The sequence below is a fragment of the Romboutsia timonensis genome (genome assembly GCF_900106845.1).
Classification (GTDB): Bacteria; Bacillota; Clostridia; order Peptostreptococcales; family Peptostreptococcaceae; genus Romboutsia; species Romboutsia timonensis.
The window spans coordinates 1,103,699-1,129,450 of the sequence record NZ_LT629850.1 but is presented as its reverse complement, the minus strand read 5'-3'; the positions used below and the strand labels follow the sequence as shown (position 1 = coordinate 1,129,450).

17 protein-coding genes and 2 pseudogenes are annotated in these 25,752 nt (G+C 27.0%); 5 read left to right on the top strand and 14 right to left on the bottom strand.

Going from position 1 to position 25,752, the window contains the following annotated elements:
* Window positions 1-217: 217 nt before the first annotated feature.
* From BN7997_RS07890 to BN7997_RS07865, 5 genes are all read right to left on the bottom strand, one after another.
* Window positions 218-1,510 (bottom strand): sensor histidine kinase, encoded by a 1,293-nt coding sequence (locus BN7997_RS07890; protein WP_071120277.1) that lies wholly within the window; start codon window positions 1,508-1,510, stop codon window positions 218-220.
* Window positions 1,507-2,196: a response regulator transcription factor gene (locus BN7997_RS07885; RefSeq protein ID WP_071120276.1), complete on the bottom strand. Its 690-nt coding sequence runs from the start codon at window positions 2,194-2,196 to the stop codon at window positions 1,507-1,509. The genes BN7997_RS07890 and BN7997_RS07885 overlap by 4 nt, the downstream gene beginning before the upstream one ends.
* A gap of 123 nt (window positions 2,197-2,319) precedes the next feature.
* On the bottom strand, window positions 2,320-4,272 hold the full coding sequence (locus BN7997_RS07880) for a hypothetical protein (RefSeq protein ID WP_071120275.1): 1,953 nt from the start codon (window positions 4,270-4,272) through the stop codon (window positions 2,320-2,322).
* A complete protein-coding gene (locus BN7997_RS07875; RefSeq protein WP_071120274.1) occupies window positions 4,250-5,335 on the bottom strand; it encodes an MMPL family transporter in 1,086 nt (361 codons plus the stop codon). The genes BN7997_RS07880 and BN7997_RS07875 overlap by 23 nt, the downstream gene beginning before the upstream one ends.
* 207 nt (window positions 5,336-5,542) lie before the next feature.
* Window positions 5,543-7,636: an efflux RND transporter permease subunit gene (locus BN7997_RS07865; protein WP_071120272.1), complete on the bottom strand. Its 2,094-nt coding sequence runs from the start codon at window positions 7,634-7,636 to the stop codon at window positions 5,543-5,545.
* Between the two features lie 255 nt (window positions 7,637-7,891).
* Between BN7997_RS07865 and BN7997_RS15235 the strand changes: the two are divergent.
* Window positions 7,892-8,843: pseudogene (locus BN7997_RS15235) on the top strand (transposase).
* A gap of 7 nt (window positions 8,844-8,850) precedes the next feature.
* Here BN7997_RS15235 and BN7997_RS07850 read toward each other — a convergent pair.
* Window positions 8,851-10,203, bottom strand: a complete 1,353-nt coding sequence (locus BN7997_RS07850) for an MATE family efflux transporter (protein ID WP_071120269.1) — start codon at window positions 10,201-10,203, stop codon at window positions 8,851-8,853.
* 249 nt (window positions 10,204-10,452) lie between these two features.
* Here BN7997_RS07850 and BN7997_RS07845 point away from each other — a divergent pair, with 249 nt between their 5' ends.
* Complete coding sequence (locus BN7997_RS07845) at window positions 10,453-11,025, top strand: cupin domain-containing protein (RefSeq protein ID WP_071120268.1); 573 nt, start codon at window positions 10,453-10,455, stop codon at window positions 11,023-11,025.
* Window positions 11,026-11,111: 86 nt separating this feature from the next.
* Here BN7997_RS07845 and BN7997_RS07840 read toward each other — a convergent pair whose 3' ends face one another.
* From BN7997_RS07840 to BN7997_RS15230, 4 genes and pseudogenes are all read right to left on the bottom strand, one after another.
* Window positions 11,112-14,246 (bottom strand): ABC transporter permease, encoded by a 3,135-nt coding sequence (locus BN7997_RS07840; RefSeq protein ID WP_071120267.1) that lies wholly within the window; start codon window positions 14,244-14,246, stop codon window positions 11,112-11,114.
* A gap of 12 nt (window positions 14,247-14,258) precedes the next feature.
* Window positions 14,259-14,960 carry an ABC transporter ATP-binding protein gene (locus tag BN7997_RS07835; RefSeq protein WP_071120266.1) on the bottom strand — a complete coding sequence of 234 codons (702 nt, stop codon included), beginning with the start codon at window positions 14,958-14,960 and terminating at the stop codon, window positions 14,259-14,261.
* Between the two features lie 184 nt (window positions 14,961-15,144).
* Window positions 15,145-16,260: an RNA-guided endonuclease InsQ/TnpB family protein gene (locus BN7997_RS07830; protein WP_071120265.1), complete on the bottom strand. Its 1,116-nt coding sequence runs from the start codon at window positions 16,258-16,260 to the stop codon at window positions 15,145-15,147.
* Window positions 16,238-16,834, bottom strand: a pseudogene (locus BN7997_RS15230) (IS607 family transposase). Before BN7997_RS15230 ends, BN7997_RS07830 begins: the two are co-directional and overlap by 23 nt.
* A 516-nt stretch (window positions 16,835-17,350) precedes the next feature.
* On the opposite strand from BN7997_RS15230, the gene BN7997_RS07815 reads away from it, so the two are divergent.
* Both BN7997_RS07815 and BN7997_RS07810 read left to right on the top strand, forming a co-directional pair.
* Window positions 17,351-17,749, top strand: a complete 399-nt coding sequence (locus BN7997_RS07815; protein ID WP_071120262.1) for a hypothetical protein — start codon at window positions 17,351-17,353, stop codon at window positions 17,747-17,749.
* A 145-nt stretch (window positions 17,750-17,894) separates the two neighbouring features.
* Window positions 17,895-19,394, top strand: coding sequence for a carboxypeptidase M32 (locus BN7997_RS07810; protein WP_071120261.1), 1,500 nt, complete (start codon window positions 17,895-17,897; stop codon window positions 19,392-19,394).
* A 98-nt stretch (window positions 19,395-19,492) separates the two neighbouring features.
* On the opposite strand, the gene BN7997_RS16000 is transcribed toward BN7997_RS07810, so the two are convergent.
* The 3 genes from BN7997_RS16000 to BN7997_RS07795 form a co-directional block, all read right to left on the bottom strand.
* Window positions 19,493-19,942 (bottom strand): DUF4829 domain-containing protein, encoded by a 450-nt coding sequence (locus BN7997_RS16000; RefSeq protein ID WP_242873399.1) that lies wholly within the window; start codon window positions 19,940-19,942, stop codon window positions 19,493-19,495.
* Between the two features lie 87 nt (window positions 19,943-20,029).
* Window positions 20,030-20,782, bottom strand: a complete 753-nt coding sequence (locus BN7997_RS07800; protein WP_242873398.1) for an EFR1 family ferrodoxin — start codon at window positions 20,780-20,782, stop codon at window positions 20,030-20,032.
* Between the two features lie 180 nt (window positions 20,783-20,962).
* Window positions 20,963-22,387 (bottom strand): APC family permease, encoded by a 1,425-nt coding sequence (locus tag BN7997_RS07795; protein ID WP_071120259.1) that lies wholly within the window; start codon window positions 22,385-22,387, stop codon window positions 20,963-20,965.
* A gap of 389 nt (window positions 22,388-22,776) precedes the next feature.
* On the opposite strand from BN7997_RS07795, the gene BN7997_RS07790 reads away from it, so the two are divergent.
* On the top strand, window positions 22,777-23,907 hold the full coding sequence (locus BN7997_RS07790) for a zinc-dependent alcohol dehydrogenase (protein WP_071120258.1): 1,131 nt from the start codon (window positions 22,777-22,779) through the stop codon (window positions 23,905-23,907).
* 59 nt (window positions 23,908-23,966) lie between these two features.
* On the opposite strand, the gene BN7997_RS07785 is transcribed toward BN7997_RS07790, so the two are convergent.
* Window positions 23,967-25,709, bottom strand: coding sequence for an ABC-F family ATP-binding cassette domain-containing protein (locus BN7997_RS07785; RefSeq protein WP_071120257.1), 1,743 nt, complete (start codon window positions 25,707-25,709; stop codon window positions 23,967-23,969).
* Window positions 25,710-25,752 lie beyond the last annotated feature (43 nt).

The following is a 25,752-nucleotide window of genomic DNA, read 5'->3' as shown; positions in this document are numbered from 1 at the left end:
TTCTCTTTGATCTTTCATTTCTTTACCTCCAAAAGTTTAATATGAATATTATTCCAAACTTACCAATTTTACATTCAAAAAAGACTGTAGGTAAGTTTGTATTTACACAAAACTACCTACAGTCCCTATTAAAATTAATATAGTTTCCTTGTACATAAAAAATACCCTTAGGTAGTGATTCACTACCCAATGGTATTTTAGTATTAAAATAATTAAATTAATTATTACGCTTTAAAACTATCATTATAGTAAGACCACCATAAGAATTATTTTTTGCATATATCTTTCCACCATGACATTCTACTATACTCTTACAAATTGACAACCCTAATCCTGCTACATTTCTACTTTTATCAGATGTATAAAGTGCTTCAAAAATTTTATCTATCTTATCATCATCCACTCCACATCCATTATCTGCTATAGAAATCAAAATATTTTCTTTATCATTATTAAAGTTAATTTCAATTTTCTTGTAATCTTTTTTCATATTTTTTATACTGTTTCCAATAATGTTTCCAAAGACTCTTCTCATTTTTGACATATCTATATTTAATATAGATTCATCACAATTAGATTTTATATCAAATTCTATGCATAATTGTGTTAATTCATCCCTATACTCTTCGTCAATAATTTTTGATAATTCTTTTACTGATATAGGTTTCTTTTTTATACTACTTTCTAAATTAGATCCTAAATAAATATCAAATTCATCTATTAACTCTTTAATATTTTGAGATTTAGAGTAGATTATTTCCATATATCTATTTTTTCTTTCTTGAAGTATATTTTTATTTTTTATCATCTCTGAATATCCCATAATAGATGTAAGTGGTGTTTTTATATCATGTGAAATAGAAGCTATTATTCTATTTTGATTTTTCTTTTCTTCATCTAGTTTTTCCGTAAGCTCTACAAAATTATTTTTTAACCATCCTATTTCATCACATCTATTAGTTTTTATTGGCTTTATGCCAAACTTATAGTTTTCTATATCCTTTTGTAAATACATTATTGGATTTACTATTTTATAATAAATAATAATTAGTATAAAAATTAAAATAAATACTCCTATAACAACTTCTGCTACTACTATATCTTTAATAAATGGAATATTTCTAATCTTACTTATTTGAAGAGGTCTCTCAACCTTTATCATATATACATTATCTTTAATATTAATTAAATCTGTAAATGTTACATTTAGTAATGATTTTTCATATGTTTTATGCTCATATAATAAAGTATTATCGCCTCTTTCTATGCTTATATTAATGCTATCAATATTATCAATGTTATTTATCCAATCTTTAATATTATCCGTGCCTTGTAATCTTTTTATTTGTGATGATATATAATTTACATCATTTCTTAATTCTATCTGCATAGTATTAAGACTTTCTTCTATTTTATCGTATAAAACTAACTCATAATAACCAAATAAAAGTAGCATATTTAAAGTAAAGCATAATAAAACAATAATACTAAGCTTCTTTTTTAAGTTCATATAACCTCTCCTATAGGCTTTATAAGTTTGTACCCTACACCCCATATAGTTTTTATGTATTTATTTTCCTTATCAATTTTATCTCTTAAACTTTTTATATTTACTGCTACAGTACCTATATCACCAAAATCACTTCCCCATACAGAATTAAATATTTGTTCTCTAGATAATACTTGTCCTGCATTTTCACATAAGTATAAAAATAATTGAAATTCTCTAGTTGATAAATCTATTAATTCTTTATTAAGGTATACTTCATAGCTATCTTTATGTATTTCTATTTCACCAATTTTGATTATATTATTTCCTATACTATTTCTTCTTTTTTCTCTTCTTAGATGAGCCTTTACCCTTGCAACTAATTCATCTACTATAAAAGGTTTAGTTATATAATCATCTGCTCCTATTTCTAATCCTAATACAGTATCTAATGTCCTACTTTTTGCACTTACAAATATTATTGGACAACTTACTTTTTCTCTTATTTTTCTACATACTTCTAATCCGTCTACTTTAGGCATCATAATATCAAGTATAATCATTTCTAAATCTAAATTGTTAGATACTTTTTCTAGTGCAACCTCTCCATCATAGGCTAATAAAGTTTCATAACCTTCATCATATAAACTATCACCTATAAGTGATGCTATTTCTCTATCATCATCAACAATTAATATTTTAGACATATCAATTCTCCCCTATATTACTTAAGGGCTTACCTTAAGTAATAACTTAAGATATGCCCTTTTATTTCATTTTACTTATATATTTTATCATGTTTTGTAAATTATTAGCAAAGTTAATTTCCACTATTTACCTTTTTTAAATAAATCTGTAAATAGTTGCCACATATTTTTTTCTTCTACTTTTTCTTCTTCAACCTTTTCTTCATCTTTTACTTTTATTGCATCAGCTCTTATAGCAAATTGTACCGATTCTACATTAGTATTTTCTTCACTTGCAAAAGATACTGGATTAAAATCACTATTAGAGTATTTTGATACCATTTCATCTATTTTATCATCTATCTCATCTGGTAAATTTGATGTTTTACTATTAAGCTCATTAGTTCCTTTACTTAAAGCTGATACACCTTCTCCTATACTATCAATTCCACTTACTAATGTGCTACTTCCATTTTTTAAACTTGATGCTCCACCCTCTATTTCATTTATTCCACTTACTAATGCACTGCTTCCACTTTTTAAGCTTGATGCTCCACCTTCTATTTCATTTATTCCACTTACTAATGCACTACTTCCACTTTTTAAACTTGATGCTCCACCTTCTATTTCATTTATTCCACTTAACAGGGCATTACTTCCACTACTAAGTGCTTCAATACCACTGTAAAGATTATTTGATCCTTGAGATAAAGTTCCTATATTGTTTGCTAAACTTCCTGCACCATCACTTATTGAACTAGCACCAACTTTAGAGTTATTTATACCTAAATCTATATTTTCATATGCTGATGCTAAACCTTGTGCACCTGATACAAGAGCATCTAAATTTAAAGCTTCTATTTGCTCTGGTGTTAAACTTGATTTTAAAGCTGATACAACTTGATTCACTGATTGTGCATAGCTATTTACATTTTGTTTGTAACTAGATGATCCATAAGCTAAGGTATTTAAACCTGATTCTAAATTATTAACTCCTTGATTTAAAGAACTAACTCCATATTCTAAAGCTTTCACACCACTATTTAAACTTTTAGCCCCTTCTAATAGTTTTTGGCTATTACTATAAAGAGAATTAACTCCATCTTTATATCCATTTAATCCACTTTGTAGACTATTTATTCCTTTATCTAAACTATTTACTCCACTCTTATAGCTACTAACTCCTTCTTGTAATTTTGAACTACCAGTATAAAGTGTATTTACTCCACTCTTATAGCTACTAACTCCTTCTAGCAATTTTGAACTACCAGTATAAAGTGTACTTACTCCATTTTTATAAGTATCTACACCACTTTTTAGCTCTGAAGCTCCATCATTTAATTTATCTATTGCATCAACTAAAGTATCAAATGAACTAGTCATATCATCAACATTTACATCTACATTCATATCCATATTTAATCCATTAAAAGATATTGAGTCCATTTCAAAGTTCTCAACATTTGAGTTTATAGTGTAGCTTGCTTCTTCCCCTGCTAACTTTATATAGGTAATAGTCTTATTATTTCCTACACTAGCAATAGTTCCTCCATCAGCTATAATATCACTACATTTATCTCCATCTAAAGTTAAAGATATTTGTAATGCATAGTTATTAAAGAAAACTTCATCTACAGTATCATTTTTCTTTATATCAAAACTTATTTCTAAATTTCCACTTTTACCTGCTAATTCCTCTGAAGATATACTTTTACCATCAAGAGTATATCTTATATTTATATCCCAAGGTATTTCACAATTTTTCATATCACCTTGATAATAAAACTTTTTATTTGTATCACTTACATTAACATCAACTACACCACTTGAATAGTTTAATTTATCACTTGTAGAAAGATTTAATACATTAGAATATCTTCCGTAATCTACTATTTTTTCACCATTTTTTACATCAAAACTATTTACAACATATACATTGTCTACATTTCCATTATTATTTAACTTAACGTATACAACCTCATCTTTAGATGTATTTGTATCTGCAAATGCAGGATATACATTACTCATTAATATAGATGTAGTAAGTACAAAAGTACTTGCTTTTTTTACTTTTTTAGTTTTTACATAATTGTTCATTTTTTTCTCCCTCCTTATAAAAATGTGTTTTCATAGTTGTTTTTTCAATTAATTTATCACATATAATTAAAACTGTTGGCAAGAAGAATAATACTGATATCATTGAAAGTATTGCTCCTCTACCTATTAGTATTCCAAGTTGTGCTATTACTTCATTTGTAGATATTTTACCTAAAGTAAATCCAGCTAAAGCCAAAATAGTACCAGAAGTAAGTATTGCACCTGTAGAGGTTTTTAATGTATTAATTGCTGAATCGTGCTTATTGTATTCTTTTCTATTTTCTAAGTATCCATTTGCAAATAATATTGCATAGTCAACTGTTGCTCCTAGCTGAACAGCACTTATTACCATAAATCCAATGTAAGCTATACTTATACCATTAAAATATGAATAAGAAAGATTTATCCATATTGAAGCTTCAATAGCTATTAATAATATTATTGGTATTGATAAAGAACGATAAGTAAGCATTATTACAACTCCTATTGCTATAATTGCTCCTAAAGTTGTAATTACATTGTCGCTAGTTACAGTTTCCTTAATATCATAAGCACTTGGACTACCTCCAGCTATATAATAATCATCACCAAAGTATTTTTTACCTAATTCACTCATTTCTTTTACTGCATTAAAAGCAATATCACTTTCCTCATCTGCAGAAAGTGTTACTATCATCCTACTATAATCACCACTAACTAAATCTGATATTTGATCTTTAGGTACATAATCTTTAGGTATTTCATTTCCAACATTCATTGAGTAAGATATAATACTAGTTACCCCTTCAATATTATTAATTTCTTCTCCAACTTCTTTTTCATCTACTGGATCATCTGATGGTACTATAAATACAACCGGATTACTTTTACCAAAGGTATCATCTATTTTTTTAGTATCTCTACCTATTTGTGTTTTTTCACTACTTGCCATAGAGGATGCACCATATGTAAAATTATTTTTACCTTGAGCTAAATAAGCTGGATAAACTAAAATAGCTACTATTATTACAACTATTGGACCTAATTTTAATGCAACTTTACTAAACTTATCAAAACTAGGCATAAAACTTCTATNCCGTAATCTACTATTTTTTCACCATTTTTTACATCAAAACTATTTACAACATATACATTGTCTACATTTCCATTATTATTTAACTTAACGTATACAACCTCATCTTTAGATGTATTTGTATCTGCAAATGCAGGATATACATTACTCATTAATATAGATGTAGTAAGTACAAAAGTACTTGCTTTTTTTACTTTTTTAGTTTTTACATAATTGTTCATTTTTTTCTCCCTCCTTATAAAAATGTGTTTTCATAGTTGTTTTTTCAATTAATTTATCACATATAATTAAAACTGTTGGCAAGAAGAATAATACTGATATCATTGAAAGTATTGCTCCTCTACCTATTAGTATTCCAAGTTGTGCTATTACTTCATTTGTAGATATTTTACCTAAAGTAAATCCAGCTAAAGCCAAAATAGTACCAGAAGTAAGTATTGCACCTGTAGAGGTTTTTAATGTATTAATTGCTGAATCGTGCTTATTGTATTCTTTTCTATTTTCTAAGTATCCATTTGCAAATAATATTGCATAGTCAACTGTTGCTCCTAGCTGAACAGCACTTATTACCATAAATCCAATGTAAGCTATACTTATACCATTAAAATATGAATAAGAAAGATTTATCCATATTGAAGCTTCAATAGCTATTAATAATATTATTGGTATTGATAAAGAACGATAAGTAAGCATTATTACAACTCCTATTGCTATAATTGCTCCTAAAGTTGTAATTACATTGTCGCTAGTTACAGTTTCCTTAATATCATAAGCACTTGGACTACCTCCAGCTATATAATAATCATCACCAAAGTATTTTTTACCTAATTCACTCATTTCTTTTACTGCATTAAAAGCAATATCACTTTCCTCATCTGCAGAAAGTGTTACTATCATCCTACTATAATCACCACTAACTAAATCTGATATTTGATCTTTAGGTACATAATCTTTAGGTATTTCATTTCCAACATTCATTGAGTAAGATATAATACTAGTTACCCCTTCAATATTATTAATTTCTTCTCCAACTTCTTTTTCATCTACTGGATCATCTGATGGTACTATAAATACAACCGGATTACTTTTACCAAAGGTATCATCTATTTTTTTAGTATCTCTACCTATTTGTGTTTTTTCACTACTTGCCATAGAGGATGCACCATATGTAAAATTATTTTTACCTTGAGCTAAATAAGCTGGATAAACTAAAATAGCTACTATTATTACAACTATTGGACCTAATTTTAATGCAACTTTACTAAACTTATCAAAACTAGGCATAAAACTTCTATGATGTGTTTTATCTATTATTTTGTAAGTATATATTGTTAAAACTGGAAGTAAAAACATTACAGATAAAAGACTAAACACTATCCCCTTTGCAAGTACTGTACCTAAATCTGGACCTATCTTAAATCTCATAAGTGTAAGAGCTAAGAATCCAAGTATAGTTGTAAGTCCGCTTGATAATATAGATGTATAAGACTTTTTCATAGCATTAACCATAGCTTCTTTTACATCTAGGCCTTCATCTCTAAATTCTGCAAATCTATGAAGTAAAAATATTGCATAGTCCATAGATACTGCTAGTTGTAAAATTGCAGCTGTTGCATTTGTTATAAATGAAATCTCACCTAAGAATATGTTTGTTCCTGTATTTATTAGTATTGATATACCTACAGTAAATAAAAATAAAAATGGTTCAAACCAAGAACTAGTACTTATCATAAGAATTAATACTATTACTGGTATAATAAATAACATAATCTTTTGAATTTCTTCACTTGTTGATGTTTTTGCATAGTTTTCTGTTACTGCATCTCCAGCAACTATACCTTTATCCCCTACTATTTCTTTTATATCTTCAATAGTTTGTTTTAAAGTATCACCTTTATCTACTAATGCTGTAAATAAAGCATTGTTGTCTTTATACCAAGAATTTAGAGTATCTGTATCTATCACATCTAATGGCTGTTGTATATTAACACTATCATCTAGCCAGTTTATTTCCTTTACTCCATTAACTTTTGATATTTTTTCTTTATAGTTTAAAGCCTCAGCTATACTTACATCCTCTAGCATTATCCTTACATTTGGAGGACTTTTATCAAATTCTTTGTTCATTAAGTTTAATGATACTGTTGATTTTGAGTCCTCTGGTAAATAATCTGCCATTTGGTAGTTTATGCTTACGTTAGGTGCTGCAAATATACTAAATACTACCATTAACGTAAAGGCTATAATTATTACACCCTTGTGCTTTATTGTTTTTTCTGCAAGCCAGTTCACTTCCTATTCCCCCTATTTGTTTTGTTTTCTTAATTATATAAAGTAAAAATTATTAAAATACATATAATTTTATTAAGAATTATTAAGAAAATTCACTTTGATCTAAAGAAGTATTAGATTACAAGCTATCCACAAGATATATATTTTATAATATCTTCATATATAAAAAAGGCATTGCTAAGTAGCAATACCTCAGAGCGTAGACAAAGTCTACGCTCTTTTATTTTTGTCAATACTCTTTATGAGGTGATAAATATGTTAACTATAAGAAAAGAAAATTTTAGAGATGATGAAATAAATGTTATATTAGATGGATTGGTTCCTGAAAACCATTTAGTAAGAAAAATAGAAAATGCAATAGATTTTAGTTTTATTTATGATAAAGTAAAAGATTTATACTCTCCGTTAGGAGCTCCAAGTATAGATCCTGTTGTTTTAATAAAAATAGTTTTAATTCAATATTTATTTGGCATACCTTCAATGAGNCATACATGATAGCGTAGCTTTTTCCGATTTATATCAAAAGATAAAAAATAATAGTAAACAACATACAACAGCGATAGCTATAGATGCTGGATATATAACTCCTTATATTTGTAAAACTATTTTAGATGATGGTATAATTCCTGCTATTCCATATAAAAGACCTATGACTAAAAAAGGATTTTTTAAGAAATATGAATATGTATATGATGAGTATTATGACTGTTATATTTGTCCTAATAATAAAATTTTAAAATATTCAACTACCAATAGAGATGGGTATAGAGAGTATAAATCTAATCCAAGTGATTGCAAATCTTGTGAACACTTAAATATTTGCACTAATAGTAAAAATAAACAAAAGTTAGTTACAAGGCATATATGGCAAAATTATTTAGAAGAAGCTGATCATCTTAGACATAAGCCATATGTAAAAAAAGTTTACAGTAAACGTAAAGAAACAATTGAACGAGTTTTTGCAGATGCAAAAGAGAAACATGGTATGAGATATACAAAATTAAGAGGCTTGTCGAAAATTGAGATGGAGGTGAGTCTTATTTTCTCATGCATGAATCTAAAAAAATTAGCTAATTGGATGTGGAAAGATACATCCAATAATCTAAGGCTCACGCCTATTTTTAGTATATTATCACTAAAAATCTTTATAAAAAAGAAAATAGCCATTTTATATAAGTTAAAAATGGCTATTTTGTCTACAATCTGAGGCATTGCTAAGTAGCAATACCTTCTTTATTTTCAGGAATTATTTTTTTGATTTTATTATAATAAGTAAACATTAGAGGAAGAGCTGCTGCTATCCATGCAATTGGATCTGATAAACATATACCAGCAAATCCAATATACTTTGGTAGTATAAAAACAACTAAACTTCTAGCTACTAACTCATAAATACCTGCCATCATAGGTACAAAAGACTCTCCCATACCTTGTAGCACGTTTCTATATACAAATATAAAACCTAAGAATATCATAAATAATGCAGAGTAGTTTAATACCTCTTGAGTATATCTAATTATTTCATCACTTGGATTTTCTATAAACATCATTACAAAATACTTTCCAAATAACACTAAAACAGCTCCTGCAATTATACTAGTTACTATAGAAATAATATTCATTATTTTCATTCCATATTTAATACGGTCATAGTTTTTCGCTCCTAAGTTTTGCCCTGCATAAGTTGCTATTGTAACTCCAAATGAAACTAATGGTTGCATAACTAATTGTAAAACCTTAGATGATGCTGTATAAGATGCTATAACATCTGATCCAAATACATTTACAGCACTTTGAACTATAATTATACCAACTGCTGTTACTGAAAATTGTAATCCCATTGGTATAGCAATTTTTAAATGTGTTTTATAGTAATCTTTTTCTACGTTAAAATCTTTTTTCTTAAGTCTTAAAACCTTAAATTTCTTATAACTATATGCTAAACATAATAATGCAGAAAAACCTTGAGCTATATTTGTGGCGTAAGCTGCTCCTGCAACTCCCATTTTAAAGTTAACAATAAATACTAAATCTAAAACTATGTTAAGTATTGATGATATTATTAAAAAATATAATGGCGTTTTACTATCTCCTAAGGCTCTTAATATCCCAGCTGCCATATTATAAGCTGTTTGAGTAAATATACCTGCAAATATTATAGTTATATATGTGTTTGCATCGTTTAAAATATTATCTGGAGTATTCATCATAGAAAGCAATGGATTTTTTACTAATAATGCAACTGCTGTAATTATTATTGTTGAAATTACTGTTAACTTTATATTACTAGCTACTGCTTTTTTTATTCCATCTTCATCTTTTGCTCCAAATTTTTGAGAAACTAATACAGAGAATCCACTTGTTAATCCTAGTATCATTCCATTTACTAAAAAGAACATTGATCCTGTAGAACCTACTGCTGCTAGAGCATCAACTCCTACGAATCTACCTACTATTATAGTATCTACCATACTATATAATTGTTGAAATATATTTCCTATAAGTAGTGGTATAGAAAATAATATGAAAATTTTTAAGGGACTTCCCTTTGTCATATCGTTTGTCATAGTTCACCTCTAGTCTATTTAATTTTTATACCTAAATATAGATTATATATTTAAGGCTATATTAGTGTCAATTAAATCTATTAATCATAAATAATTTCTTTTAATTTTTAAATATCTATAAACATGTATATAGCTGATTTAATTACTTTTTAAATACTTATTTATTCTAAAAATATAAGGTAGATAAGCACTTTGTATTTTTAATTATAATATTATGTTATTAAAGTCTATAAAAGGAGATATAAAAATATGTATAATATGCCTAGACAATATCCATTTATGTTTAATCCACAAATGTATAATATGTTACCATATATGTTTTGGTATGCTCCACAAATGATGTATCCTCCTATGTTTCCTAATATGCCAGCATATAACCAAAAATCTAATAGACCAATTCCTACATTAAAGGATTATGGTCCTAATCCATTTGTAATTGATATTGAGGATGCCTCTGAGGTAAATAATAATTTCCGTACTGCTTTATGGACAGGAAATAATTTACAAGTTACATTAATGTCAATTGGCGTTGGAGATGATATTGGATTAGAAGTTCATACAAGTGGTGATCAATTCATACGTATTGAAGAAGGTGATGCACTTGTTAAAATGGGTGATAGTCAAGATAATTTAGATTTTCAAAAAAGAGTTTCTGATGGTTATGCTATTATGATACCTGCTGGCAAATGGCACGATATAGTTAACCTTGGTAATAAACCTCTTAAATTGTATGTTATATATGCCCCACCACAACATCCACAAGGTACAGTTCACAATACTAAAAAAGATGCAGAAGCTGCTGAGTTTAATCGCATATATTAATCAATTTTTTTACTTATAATATACAGAAAAAAACTCTAAGTATAAGTGTATATTTTACTTATATTTAGAGTTTTAATTTATTTTAATTATTCATTTGACTTTAATGCATCAATCATATCAACCTTTTTTAATTTAATATGCATCATAACCATAACTATCATTGAGAAGAATATAGTTATAAGTGATGAAAATAAATAGCCTTTTATAGATATCTCTGGATACATCATTATATTATCAGTTTCCGATGTATAAAGTATAAATGTATGCAATAATTTACCTAATAAAGCTCCACATAATACACCTAGGAAAGTAAGTATTATATTTTCTCTTAATATATACATTGTAACTTCATTATCATAAAAACCAAGTACTTTTATAGTAGATAACTCTCTTATTCTTTCTGATACATTTACATTGTTTAAGTTATATAAAACTACAAAAGCAAGACAACCAGATGCTATTATTATTACTAACATAATCATATCTAGATTTGCACTAGATTCTTCAGTTGATTTTTTAATATCAGACATTAATGTAACATTTATTACATTGTAACAATTCATAATTTTATTAGATATTTCATCCTTGTTCATTTTTTTAGAATCAAAATTTAAAAGCTCCATATTATAATTTACACTTTTACCAAAAGTCTTTTCATAATATGCTGGTGACATGTAAATATAATGTGCAAAATAATTTTCACATATATTATCAACTTTAACTTTATACGGATTATTTTCTTCATCATTTAGTGTTATTGTATCGCCAACTGATGCATCTAAAAGTTTTGCTAGTTTTTCAGTTATTATAACACCATTATCTGATATTTTATATTCTTTTTCTGACTTTCTATCATTTAATAATATAAAATCATTAATTTTATCTATATCTTTTGGTACATACATAGTAACACTTTGTTTGTTCATATCTTCTTTGCTAAAAGTTACTGTTTCTTGATGTATACCTAATTTACTTTCATAACCTTTTAGATTATTTAAAGTATTATTGTACTCTTTTATTTCTTCATCATTAAAACTATCATTAAATATTACCATAGCATCATATTTCCACAATTTATTAAATTGCTTTTCTAACATACCATTATTAGAATCTTGAAGTCCATATCCTGTAACAAGCATTGCCATACATCCTGCAATACCAAATACAGTCATTATCATACGTTGCTTGTATCTAAAGATATTTCTAAAAGTAACTTTTTGATTAAAGTTTAATCTTTTCCATAAAGGAGTAATTCTTTCTAGTAATATTTTCTTCCCTATCTTAGGAGCTTTTGCTCTCATTAAATTGGATGGAGTACTTTTTAGTTCAACTCTTAGTACATATAATGCTGCTCCAACTGTACATAGTATTGAAATTAATATAGACTGAATTACATATGATGGATAATAGTATATATCTAAACTTGGTAAATTATATAGGCTACCATAAGATGTATTTATTATTTGTGGTAGTATATTACATCCAATAAGTATTCCTATAACGCTACCTATAATACTTGCTAAAGATGCATATACAACAAACTTTCTAGATATTTCTAAATCATTATATCCTAATGCTTTAAGAGTTCCTATTTCCCCTCTATTTTCTTCTACCATTCTAGTCATAGTTGTTAAACAAATTAATACTGCTATTAAAAAGAAAAATACAGGAAATACTGAAGCTATACTATCTAGACTGTTAATAGAATCTTTTAAACCAGAATATCCTATATTATCAGTTCTATCAAAAAAGTAATACTTGCCTTCTATACTATCAATCTTATCTTGTTCTTTTTTTATTTCTTCTTTAGCATCTAATAACTTTTGAGTATTTTCTTTAATTTCTGCTTCACCATTAGTTAATGTTTGTTGTGAAACTTCTAGTTGTTCTTTAGCTTTAGCTAAATCTGACTTTCCTTTTATTTTACCATTTTCAAGGTCTTTTTCGCCTTTTTCAAGTTCTGCCTTCGCATTTTCTAATTGTTTTTGACCTTCTTGTAACTTAGCTTCTCCGTAATTAAGAACTGCTAATTGTTCTTCATACTGTTTTTTACCTTGTTGATATTGAGTTACTAAATGTATTATAGTTGAAGTACTATCTTCAATATTTTCTATACTTTGATCTGGATCTATACCTTGAGCTAGAAGTGATTGTTTAGTATTATCAAGTAAAATTTTTGACTCATTTAACTTTTCTTTCCCAGCATTTAAAGTTTTCTTTTGTTTATCAAGTTCTTCTTGTGCTTTTACTAGCTCTTTTTTTCCATTTGAAATACTTAATTCTCCAGCTTTAATTTCATCTTCATAGGACTTTAACCCTTGTTCATATTGTTTTTTTCCTTCTTGTAACTTTTCTTTTCCAGATTCTATTTCTTTTTGTGCAGATAAAAGCTTATTTTCATTTTCTTCTATTTCAGCATAAGCTTTATCTAACTCTTCTTGTGCAGTAGCTTTTATTTCCTCTACTCTATCTATTTTTCTATCTGAATATAAGTTTTCAAGATACTTATTATTTTCTTCCATTATGTCTTTATATTCATCACTATAAGCGTCAAGATTTTGAACATTTTTAAATCTAACATATATTTCTGTATAAGCATCCATAGATATGTCGTCTTTATTTACTACTGCAAAATAATCAATGCTACCTTTACCTACTGTAGTAGTTCCTCTTGATTCTTTTTCCATATACATTGGACTTTTTACAATACCAACAATTTTAAATGTTTTCTTATTAAAAGATTTCATTGTATCTTCATCAGATTGTATTGTGTAGGTATCTCCAATTTTTAAATTCTTGTTTACCTTTAATGCTTGTTCATCTAGTGCTATCTCTCCACTATTTTGTGGTAATCTACCATCAACTACAATGAACTTATTTATATTATTGTTTTTATCATATTCCATAAATCTTACTACACTATTTATATTTTCAAGGTTTGCATCTATAGTGTGTGATGAATAAAAATCTAATATCTTATCATTATTTTTAAGTAATTCTAAATCTTTATCAGTTAAACCTAAAGTTGATACTATTTTACTATCCATAAGATTTTGATTTTTATAAAGCTCATTTATAGCTTTATTCATATCAGGTCCTGATGATTTTATTCCAGAGAAAAAAGCTACTCCTAAAAGAATAATAACTAATATTGAAGCAAATCTCGCCTTTGAGGATAATATTTCTCTTGTAATAGATTTTTTATATGCTCTATATCTCATAATACTACACCTCTACCACTCAATATGTTCTATTGAAAGTGGATTTTTATTTACTTCAATACTTCTAACTTTTGCATCATTAATTTTTATAACTCTATCTGCCATTTGAGCAATTGCAGAGTTATGAGTAATAACTATAACTGTTGTTCCTGTATTTCTACAAGTATCCTGTAATGTTTTTAAAACTTGTTTACCTGTATTATAATCAAGTGCACCTGTTGGTTCATCACAAAGTAATAACTTAGGATTTTTTGCAATAGCTCTTGCTATAGATACCCTTTGTTGCTCCCCTCCTGATAATTGAGAAGGAAAGTTGTCCTTTCTATCTTCAAGACCAACTAACTCTAGTGTCTTATCTACATCTAAGGAATTTTTTGAAATTTGTGTAGCTAACTCTACATTTTCTTTTGCTGTTAGATTTTGTACTAGATTATAAAATTGGAATACAAAACCTACATCGTGTCTTCTATATTTGGTAAGTTGCTTATTATTAAACTTTGATATATCGGTTTTATCAATTATTATCTTACCTTCATCACAAGTATCCATACCACCAAGAATGTTTAGTACAGTTGATTTTCCTGCACCACTTGGTCCTAAAATTACAACAAATTCACCTTTTTCAATAGAAAAGTTGATTCCGTTATTTGCTACGACAGTATTTTCTCCCACTTTGTATCTTTTATATGTATCTATAACTTCTATATATGCCATACTCAACCGTTGCCAAAAATCTATAAATATCTATAAATTTCTATAAATCTTGTTTGATTCCCTGTTCTTCGAATCCGATTTTGAAAACTATAAAAGGTAATCTACTTTCGTTTGATATAACTCTCCGAGGGCGTAAATTCGGATACAACGCATCCTACATATCAGCATTATCTTGTTGGTGATACTATGCCAATTTATACTTAGAAAGATTAATACTAGCATTTAAATCTCTGTCAATATTAAGACCACAACTACACTTGTAAAGTCTATCTTTAAGTTTCAAGTCCTTTTTTATAACCCCACATTGACTACAAGACTTTGATGATGGATAAAATCTATCTGCTACCACTAATTCAATTCCTCTAAAATTACACTTATATTCAAGTTGCCTTCTAAATTCATAGAATCCTTGTTTCCTTATAGCATCAGATAAATGTTTGTTTTTCATCATATTAGAAACTGCTAAATCTTCTATTACTACTCTGTATGGTTTGACTTTCACTATACTTGTTGTAGTTTGATGAAGGTGATTATTTCTTATATTAGCTAACCTTCTATGCATTTGTTGTATCTGTTTTTCAAGTTTTATAATATTTTTAGTTTTGACATACTCCTTTCCTTGTTTATTTTGTTCATATTTTCTACTTGCTTGTTTTTGTAGCCTTTTTAATCTCTTTTCGATTTTTCTGACTACATAAGTTTTATTTATATTCTTATAAACTGTACCATCAGAACATATTGCTAAGTCTTTTACTCCTAAGTCGATTCCTAATGATATATCTGTTAATTCTTCTTGATTTTCCTCTTGCTCTATACCTACTGAAATATACCAATACTTATTATCATAGCTTATCCTTGGATTACTATATTTGACTCCAATAGGTAGTTGCTCATTAGTTTTAATCCAACCTACTTTTTCGATATTTACTAATTTGTTATCTTTAACTTTAAGTTTTACATTATCGTTATAAAAAGACTTTTTACTTCTTTTCTTAGTCTTAAATCTTGGTTTATCTGATAATCCTTTAAAAAATCTTTTGTATGCATCACAGGCATCTTTTACAGCTTGTTTCGCAATATTATTAGATACTTCATTTAACCAACTTAATTCATTCTTTTTTAGTTGAGTTATTTCTTTTCTAAGAACACCATCAGATATAAATTTACCACCATTTTTATAATTTTCTTCTTGCTTTGCAAGTGTCCAATTATAGATAAATCTTGCACTGCCTACCGATTGCCACAACTTTTGTTCTTGTAATTCACTCGGATACAACCTAACTTTCTTCGCAAGTATCATCCTCTATCAACTCCTTAATCATTGTCTTAACCTTCTTTGCTCTTTTTCCTTGAAGCCTACAACTAAATACAGTAACTATTTGGATTAAATCTTCTACTAATTCTTGGTCTTCTATTTTCTCAGTATTATCTATAATCTCAATAGTAGTTCCATACTTATTACAAAGATTTTCTATTAATTCATATCTAAATCTAATTAATCTATCTTTATAAAGGACTACTATTTTATCAACTTCTGAATTAGTAATCATATTTATCAATTGATTTAATCCTTTTTTATTGTAGTTTATTCCGCTTCCAATATCTGAACATATATGTTTTTACATTTTCAATCTGTCTTTCAAGATCATCTTTTTGTTTATGAGATCTAATTCTACAATATCCAATAGTTTTTTATTTAGTTTATCTTTCGGTTTTAAACCTAAAAAATGATTAAGTTGTTCTTGGGAGTAATATCTTGTACCACCCTCTGTTGTATGATGTGGTTTCAAAGTTCCTTTATTATCCCAATTTCTAAGTGTTTGAACCGTTTTACCTATTTTATTTGCAAACTCTCCTATTGAGTAATATTTCATTTATTTATCACCTCAATAGTATTATAAGACAATCTATAAAAATGTACTCTGTTTTTATAGATATTTATAGATTTTCACTAACTGTTATACCCCTCCTTATATGCGTCTTTTAATACATCTCTTATTAAATAGATACATTGTATATTTAATAGTATAAAGAATTAGAAAATAATAAACAATAGATTAATTTTTATATAATAAATTTCTTATTATTACTTTTTTATTTTTAGCTATATTTTAAATTATTGTTGAAAATGGATATTTTCAAATATGTATATAGGTTATAATGTATATATATATCCATATTTCAAAGGTTATAATATGCCAGATATAAAGTTTATATTAACAGATATACAGACATTACCATTAAATCAAGTATAAGAATTACTAATATAACAAGAAAATATCGTAAAAGAGGTAAAAATGTATTTATCACATTTAACACATCAGTAATTTAAATGGTAATTTAAAGAAATGGATGCGTAGATTTAATTATATTGCAAGGGGGTAATTAATATGGAAAATATAAGAATATTTGTTCAAAAACATAAAAAAGTATCATGGCTAGTATTGATTGGTTATTTAATTTTTTGTGGATGTTTTGTGTTTCCACTATCAAATGAAAGATGGTCATTTGATTTTGAAAAAGCATATATGATTATTCTATCCTATGGCATATTAGCCACTTTGTTTACAAGTTTGTTAAGTAGTAACAAAAGTATACATGTATATTCAATATCATTATTATGTACAACTGTAGGCATGATTTTACGTTATATAATAGAGTATGGTGAATATTCAAATACAATAAACTTTACACAAATAAATATAATAATGTATTTAGGGATAATTCCTGTATTTTGTACACTTATTTACTGGATTATTTGTAAATTAGAATCGATAACTTGCAAGTAGGAGGATATATGATTCCCCTACTTTTTTAATTTTCTAAATAGTTTATAAATCAACATTATATTAAAAAGTTAGACAAGTTTTACCAATTCATATTAATATTATATTTATCATATTCTATATTAATAAAAAGGAGAGTGATTAAATTATGGACAAATTGAAAGAATTCAAAGAATATCTTAATAAAATAAATCAATATGAACAAGCTTCAAATATACTACAATGGGATATGCAAACATGTATGCCCTATAATGGTGGTGATAGTAATACAGATGTTTTAACTATGTTATCTAGTAAATCATTTGAGCTTAGCGTTAGTGATAAAATGAAAGATTTATTAGATAATTTAACTAATCCTGAAACATTTAATAATCTAGATTCTATTTCTAAAAAGATGATAAGTGAGTGTAAAAAACAATATGACGATAATAAAAATATACCATCTAATTTATACTCTAAGTATATACAGGTTGTATCTCAATCTGAACAAACATGGCAAAAAGCTAAATCAGATAATGATTTTAAAACTATGGTTCCTTACTTAAAAGAAATAATTGAACTTACAAAAGAAATGTATAGTTATTCTAAACCAAATGTAGATACATATAATGCATTATTAGATGATTATGAAAAAGGTATAACTGAAAATCAATTAGATACTATTTTTAAAGAATTAAAGGAAGGTACTATACCATTAATAGAAGCTATATCTAAAAAAGATAAAGTAAATCAACATATATTTAACGGACACTATCCTATACACTTACAAGAAAGACTTTCTAATTATTTCTTAAATGTTATTAATTTTGACTTTAAATCTGGATGCTTAGCAGAAAGTGAACATCCTTTTACTACTGGTATAAATAGTCCTTATGATGTACGTATTACAACTAATTATGATATTAATGATATTAGAAGTTCTCTATTTAGTGTTCTTCATGAAGGTGGTCATGCATTATATGAACAAAATATAAATCCTAAATTAGTAGGAACTAGACTTAATACTGGAACTTCTATGGGTATTCATGAAAGTCAGTCTAGATTTTATGAAAATATTATAGGTAGAAATTTATCATTCTGGAAAAAACATTATGATAAAATTTGTGATATTTTACCTTCTTACTCTAATATTTCTCTTGATAAATTTTATAAGGGTATTAATAGTGTAACACCATCACTAATTAGAATTGATTCAGATGAACTAACATATAATTTACATGTTATAATTCGTTTTGAGCTAGAAAAGGCTTTATTCTCTGGTAATTTAGAGGCTAAAGATTTATCTATTGCTTGGAATGATAAAATGAAAGAGTATCTAGGTATAATTCCTAAAGATGATACTACAGGTGTACTTCAAGACTGTCATTGGTACAGTGGTTTATTTGGATATTTCCCTTCTTATAGTTTAGGAAATATTTATAGTGGTCAGTTTTTAAGTCAAATAGAGAAAGAGCTTGGACCTATAGATTGTTTAATTGAAGATAATAGATTGGTAGATATTAATAATTGGTTAAAAGTAAATATTCATCAGTATGGTCTTATGAAGTCTCCTACTGAGATAATAAAGGATAGTTGTAATAGTGGTATTGATACTAAGCCAATTATTAAGTATTATACTGATAAATATAGTAAGATTTATAACTTATAAAATCTAGTTTGTTCAAAACAAAAGGCTGTTATTTAGGTATATTAAATCTAAATAACAGCTTTTCTTAATTAATTATAAATAATGGTTATGATTATATCTTATTGTTGCAAATCTAATTTATTAAAATCCCCAGTCGTCAACTTTCCAACACTATTTTTATCATCTTTAATTAAAATCCAATTATAATTAGTATAAGTTTCCCCTGGATTTAAAACAGGATTATTACCTGAATTGTCTACATCAAAATCAGATAATAAAACTATAACATTTTCAGCTTTGACTTTATTTACAGATCCATTTCCAAATTGTAGATAATCCTCAACAGCAGTATTAGATATTTCCTCATTATAATATATTTTAGTTAAGGTACATGCTTCAAAATCAAAACTTCTTTTTAAGCAATCTACAGCATTATCTATCTCTTCTTTACTAAATTTAGTGGATTCTCCAATATCAAGCTTAATATTAGTAGATTTATTATTTTGATTACAACCAACTAATGAAAATATCATTAAAATCATGCTTAAATATATAACTATTTTTTTCATAATATATCCCCCCTTTTATTTACCAAAAATATTTTAACATTATTTGGTATAATATAACAATTATAAACTTCTAATTATATCTCAAATCTATTCAATCCCCTTATATTGTACCTTTGGTTTTTTATTAATCAAAACTGTAATTGCTTTTTTAGGACAAGCATTAACACATCTATAACAAAAAATACAATTGTTATTATGTACAATACCATTATTAGCTAAATTAAGATTGTTCATAGGACATAGCTTTACACATAATCCACACTTAATGCAGTCACTATCAACTTTAATGGAAGACTTTTTTTCTTCTTCGATATTTGGCCAGTATTTACTTTGACTTTTCCCAATTAAATTAGAAACTTTGTTAAATCCACGCTTTTTTACTTTTCCTTTTTCTAAATCCTTACATATACGGTTCATCTTTCGTTGTGCTGCTTTTATATATTTCTTCGTTTCTTCACCATTTTTTATTGGAAATATTTTTATATTACATATATTATTAGGCATATTAAAATGTTCTGCATAAATAACTTCTCCATATCCTTTTGGCAAAAGATCTGTAAAAACTCTAGCTCCATCACCCGAAAAAAATAATTGAGTACAAAATATTATTAGTTTCTTATCTTTAAGTTCTTCTACATATTTACTAACAAATTCCCTCATTATACGAGGAACATTAGATGCATAAATAGGATAACAAAACGCAATTGTATTATGCCTTTTTATTTCTTTTTTAAAGTCTATATTTTCTTCAATAGAATAACACTTAGCATTTACTTTCTTACTAAATAAATTTGCAATATATTTTGAATTTCCAGTTCCTGAAAAATACAGCATAAGCATAAAATCAACCTCCATTATAATAAAATATTACATTTTAAATAATCTTATAAGTAAAAGTTTATTATTATATATACTTAAAATTTTGTTGTACTATGATATTAATAGTTCTATTATATAAAAATAAACCCACATGTATTATGGGTTTATTTTTATTAGTTACAATTAGTTTTAAAGAAGCAATTAATTGCTATATTTTGATGTTTTATTTCTTTCTCTTTGTGCTAGTTTAGGCATTATAAGTCCTAATCCTACCAATACAAATGGTGTAACTATATTAAGAGTAAGTTGGAATGGATCTTCTGAGTATATTCCTCCAATACAAGCAAATGCTGTAAATACAAAACACCACAATCCTATCAATATACCAATAGTCTTATTCTTTGTAAATTTATATTCTGCATTAAATTTATCTCCAGCTTTCTTAAGAGCAATATATGCCACAAATACCCATAAGTAACGTAGAGGCATACAGACTGCATTTAATTTAACCAACCATTTAACTAAAGCATCCACACTTCCTATACCAAATGCTGGTATTATAATTAATATAGATACTATAACTCCTATAAGCTTATTTCCATTTGTATACGCTCCATACTTATTTTGTTTAAACATACTTCTAGGCATATATTCTTTGTCACAACTTTCAAGTAACATACGAAGCGGTGCATCTATTGAGATAATTAATGTTGATACTTGACCAATAAAGTTAGTTATAGCATATAATATAACAAATAAATTACCCACATTATAATATTCACCAAGTCTTTGGAATGCATAATATGCACCATTAGTTAACAAATCTTGAGGTATATTATTTGAATCAAACATCATTCCTAAAGATATTGTTCCAAGTATAGCACAAACTGCTACCATTATTGCCAATGTAATCATACCTTTTGGGAACCCTTTTGAAGGTTCATCCATTTTATTTACATAAGGAGATATCTTTTCACATCCACCTACTGCAAATACAAGAATTGATATACTTGTAAAATACTTAAGATCAAATGTAGGCATGAATGTTTTTAAAGACCAATCTATATCTATAAAGTTACCTCCTGTTATTGCTGGTGCTGAAATCATAAGTATTATGAATAGTATAGACATTACAAACATTGATGTTCCTGCTATTGTAGCAATTTTCTTTAAAGGATTCATACCCTTAGTAGCGATTAGTAAACCTATTAAGAATACAACTAGACAAGATATTTGAAGTGCAACTGGATTAATATTACTAATAGCATTAGACTGAAAAATAGCCCAACTTCCTGCTATTATAGCACCCTGTGGCTTTTGTGATATGTATGGAAGATGAACTACCCAATATGTCCACCCTGCATAATATGCCATTTTAGGGCCTATAGTTTCCAAAATCCATGAACTTACTCCACCACCTAATTCCTTAAATGAAGAGCCCAGTTCCCCAACCATTAATGCATATGGAATAAAATATATTATAAATATAATTATCCATGATACTATTGCTTGTAATCCACCAAATTCAGAGAATCCATTTATTACATTACCAAATCCCCATACAATGGAAAATGCCATAAATGCTAATGTCAACCAAGTTATTCTCTTAGTTTCTTTATTATCCATTTTCTCCTCCTAACTATATATTATATTTCAATATTATAAATAACCAATTATATTATCTAATGTTATTTATAATGTATTGACCCTCTTAAACTTGAATTTATACAAATATAAAGTTGTTATATCTTATTATTTTTTGAATCTACATCATAATGATGATATCTAAGCATACAATTCTATCTATCAAACAGCAATCGATTAATATTATATATAAGTATATATAAATAAATATTACATAATTTTTTAAGTTTATTTAAACTATCTATATAAAAATTTGTTATACATTTTCCCATTTTAATATTGATTTATGATAAGCATTAAATTTATTTATATATTGAATATATATAGATAATTCTAAGAATAATAATACAAATAATCATATGGAGGAAAATATGAAAGCTATAGTTTATAATGGAAAGAAAAATGTAGATGTAGAAAATGTTGAAGATCCGAAAATTGAAAAAAGTGATGATATAATTATAAAAGTAACATCTACTGCTATATGTGGATCTGATTTACATTTAATACATGGAATGATACCAAATATGCCAAAAGGATTTAGATTAGGTCATGAAACAATGGGAATAGTAGAAGAAGTTGGGAAAGATGTTGTTAAAGTCAAGAAAAATGACAGAGTAATAATTCCTTTTCCAGTTGCATGTGGTCATTGTTGTTATTGTGAACATGGTCAATTTAGCCAATGTGATAATTCAAATCCAAATGGTGAGGCTGGAGGTATATTTGGATATAGTAATACATTTGGTGGCTATGCTGGAGGACAAGCCGAATATTTAAGAGTTCCTTATGCAAATGTAGGACCTACTATAGTTCCAGAAGAATTACAAGATGAACAAGTATTGTTTTTAACAGATGTTTTACCTACTTCTTATTGGGGTGTAGATATAGGAGGTGTAAAACGAGGTGATACTGTAGTTGTTCTTGGATGTGGACCAATAGGTCTCACAGCAATTAAATGGTGTATACTTAGAGGTGCAAATAGAATTATAGCTGTAGATAATGTTGGGTATAGATTAAAACATGCAGCATCATATAAAGGTGTTGAAACAGTAAACTTTGAAGATTACGATAATACAGGTGAATATTTAAAAGAAATAACTAATGGTGGTGCAGATGTTGTTTTAGACTGTGTAGGAATGGATGGAAAGATGACTAAGATTGAAAAAGTAGAAACACTATTAAAACTTCAAGGTGGTTCAAAATCTGCAATTGAAATAGCTACACAAGCCGTAAGAAAATGTGGAACAGTTGTATTGGTAGGAGTTTATGGTGCAAGATATAATATGTTCCCTTTAGGAGATTTTTTCGCAAGAAATATTACCTTAAAAATGGGTCAATGCCCAGCTCAAAGATATGTAGACCCTATACTTAAACTTATTAAACAAGGAGAATTTGATGCAACTGATATAATTACTCATAAATTAAAACTTGATGAAGGAAAACATGCTTACGAAATATTTGATAAAAAACTTGAAGATTGTATAAAAGTTATATTAAAACCATAGAAATTATATTCGTTTAATATATAATAGCCCTATATTAGTAAATATAGGGTTATTATATATTAAAGTAACTTAATTAATTCTTCTAATTCTTTAGATAAAGTTTTTGCAAGTTCAAAATTAGTATCCATTAAAGCTCTTTCTATCTTCGTTTCAACTAATTTTTTCTTTTGTTCAATTTCTAAATAATCCTTATCAAAGTAATTAGCATAAATCATCCTTTTAAACTTTTTCATGCTAACTTTTCTAATAGTCTTATCTTCAATCATTAAAACATAGTCCATACTATTAACTATAAATTGATAATCATGAGAAATCATTAATATAGCACCATTATAGTTTTGTATAGCCTTCTCAAGTGCCATTTGAGAATAAGTATCTAAATGGCTTGTAGGTTCATCAAGAAGTAACATATTAGCACAACTTGATGAAACCTTAGCTAATTGAAGAATATTTCTTTCCCCTCCAGATAAAGAGCTTATCTTTTGTTTTAAAACATCTTCATTAAAACCATAGCGTGAAACATATCTTCTAACCTCACCATAGTTTTTAAATCCTGCCTCATAAAACTCTTCAAGAATTGTACTAGACTCATTTAATCCATTTCCTTGCATTTGAGATAAATAACATAGTTCAATATTATCATTTATTTCAATACACTCGTTGTTGTTTTTAAATATTTCTTTCATTAAAGTAGTTTTACCAACACCATTTGTACCGATTATAGCCACTTTATCATTAGACTTAATTTCAAAATTAACATCTTCTAAAAGCACTTCATCAAAAGTTACTCCAAAATTATTAACTTTTAAAGCTGTAATTTCTTCTTCAATTTCATTATCAGTAGTTAAATTTATATAGGGCTCTTTGATATATACAAATGGAGCTTTTATTCTACGCTCTTGTAATCTTTCTTGTATTTTAACTCTAGCTTTTAAAGCCCTTCCCCTAGAGGCTTCTGAATTATAAGTTGCTTTTTCTCTTAATATATTAATTAACTCTTCATTTCTTGCAATTTCTTCTTCTTCAGCAATGAATATTTCCTGTGTTTCAATTTTAGTTTGAAGTAATGAGAAGTTGTAATCAACAAATCTTCCATCAAACTCTTGAAGTTCAGTGTTTTCAAGATGAATAATCTTATTAAAGCAATGGTTAAGTAGATATCTATTATGTGTAATAACTAATATTGTTTTCTTATGAGAATTAATTAAGTTTTTAAGAGCATTAAGATTTTCAAAATCTAAAAATACATCTGGCTCATCCATAATCATTAAGTCTGGATTATTAAGCATTTCCTTAATAACTTGAATAAGTTTAAATTCTCCCCCACTAAGTTCAGATATCTTTTTATCTTTATGTTTACTTAAATTTGCAAGATTAAGTTTTTTATTTATGTTACTTTCGTAATCATGACCATCTATTGCATCAAATTTATCTGATGCTTCTTGGTACTTTTCTAATAATGCTTCAATATCTGAAGAATTTTCCATTTGTGAACAGATGTGTGCTATTTCTTCTTCTAGTCTTATAAATTCTTGTGCTATATATTCAAAAACAGTTGTTTCTTTACTTTTATCACATTGTGAAAACTGGCTTACATATCCAATTTTACAATTTTGGTCCATTTCTAGTGTACCATCAAAAAGGTATCTTTCTGGATCCATTATTATATCTATTAATGTACTTTTTCCACTACCACTTGCTCCTATAAAGGCACAGTGTTGACCGTCTTCTATTGTAAATGAAATATTGTTATATAGGTCTTTTTGTGGAAATGAGTAAGATAAGTTGTCAACTTTTATCATATTATTACCTCTCTTGGTCATTTAAAAAGAGCTTATAAAATAA

Coding starts and splice junctions, on each gene's coding strand:
- BN7997_RS07890 (WP_071120277.1), bottom strand. CDS start 1,510: ATGAACTTAAAAAAGAAGCTTAGTATTATTGTTTTATTATGCTTTACT.
- BN7997_RS07785 (WP_071120257.1), bottom strand. CDS start 25,709: ATGATAAAAGTTGACAACTTATCTTACTCATTTCCACAAAAAGACCTA.
- BN7997_RS07845 (WP_071120268.1), top strand. CDS start 10,453: ATGTATAATATGCCTAGACAATATCCATTTATGTTTAATCCACAAATG.
- BN7997_RS07810 (WP_071120261.1), top strand. CDS start 17,895: ATGGACAAATTGAAAGAATTCAAAGAATATCTTAATAAAATAAATCAA.
- BN7997_RS07830 (WP_071120265.1), bottom strand. CDS start 16,260: ATGATACTTGCGAAGAAAGTTAGGTTGTATCCGAGTGAATTACAAGAA.
- BN7997_RS16000 (WP_242873399.1), bottom strand. CDS start 19,942: ATGAAAAAAATAGTTATATATTTAAGCATGATTTTAATGATATTTTCA.
- BN7997_RS07850 (WP_071120269.1), bottom strand. CDS start 10,203: ATGACAAACGATATGACAAAGGGAAGTCCCTTAAAAATTTTCATATTA.
- BN7997_RS07885 (WP_071120276.1), bottom strand. CDS start 2,196: ATGTCTAAAATATTAATTGTTGATGATGATAGAGAAATAGCATCACTT.
- BN7997_RS07840 (WP_071120267.1), bottom strand. CDS start 14,246: ATGAGATATAGAGCATATAAAAAATCTATTACAAGAGAAATATTATCC.
- BN7997_RS07835 (WP_071120266.1), bottom strand. CDS start 14,960: ATGGCATATATAGAAGTTATAGATACATATAAAAGATACAAAGTGGGA.
- BN7997_RS07875 (WP_071120274.1), bottom strand. CDS start 5,335: ATGCCTAGTTTTGATAAGTTTAGTAAAGTTGCATTAAAATTAGGTCCA.
- BN7997_RS07795 (WP_071120259.1), bottom strand. CDS start 22,387: ATGGATAATAAAGAAACTAAGAGAATAACTTGGTTGACATTAGCATTT.
- BN7997_RS07800 (WP_242873398.1), bottom strand. CDS start 20,782: ATGCTTATGCTGTATTTTTCAGGAACTGGAAATTCAAAATATATTGCA.
- BN7997_RS07880 (WP_071120275.1), bottom strand. CDS start 4,272: ATGAACAATTATGTAAAAACTAAAAAAGTAAAAAAAGCAAGTACTTTT.
- BN7997_RS07815 (WP_071120262.1), top strand. CDS start 17,351: ATGGAAAATATAAGAATATTTGTTCAAAAACATAAAAAAGTATCATGG.
- BN7997_RS07790 (WP_071120258.1), top strand. CDS start 22,777: ATGAAAGCTATAGTTTATAATGGAAAGAAAAATGTAGATGTAGAAAAT.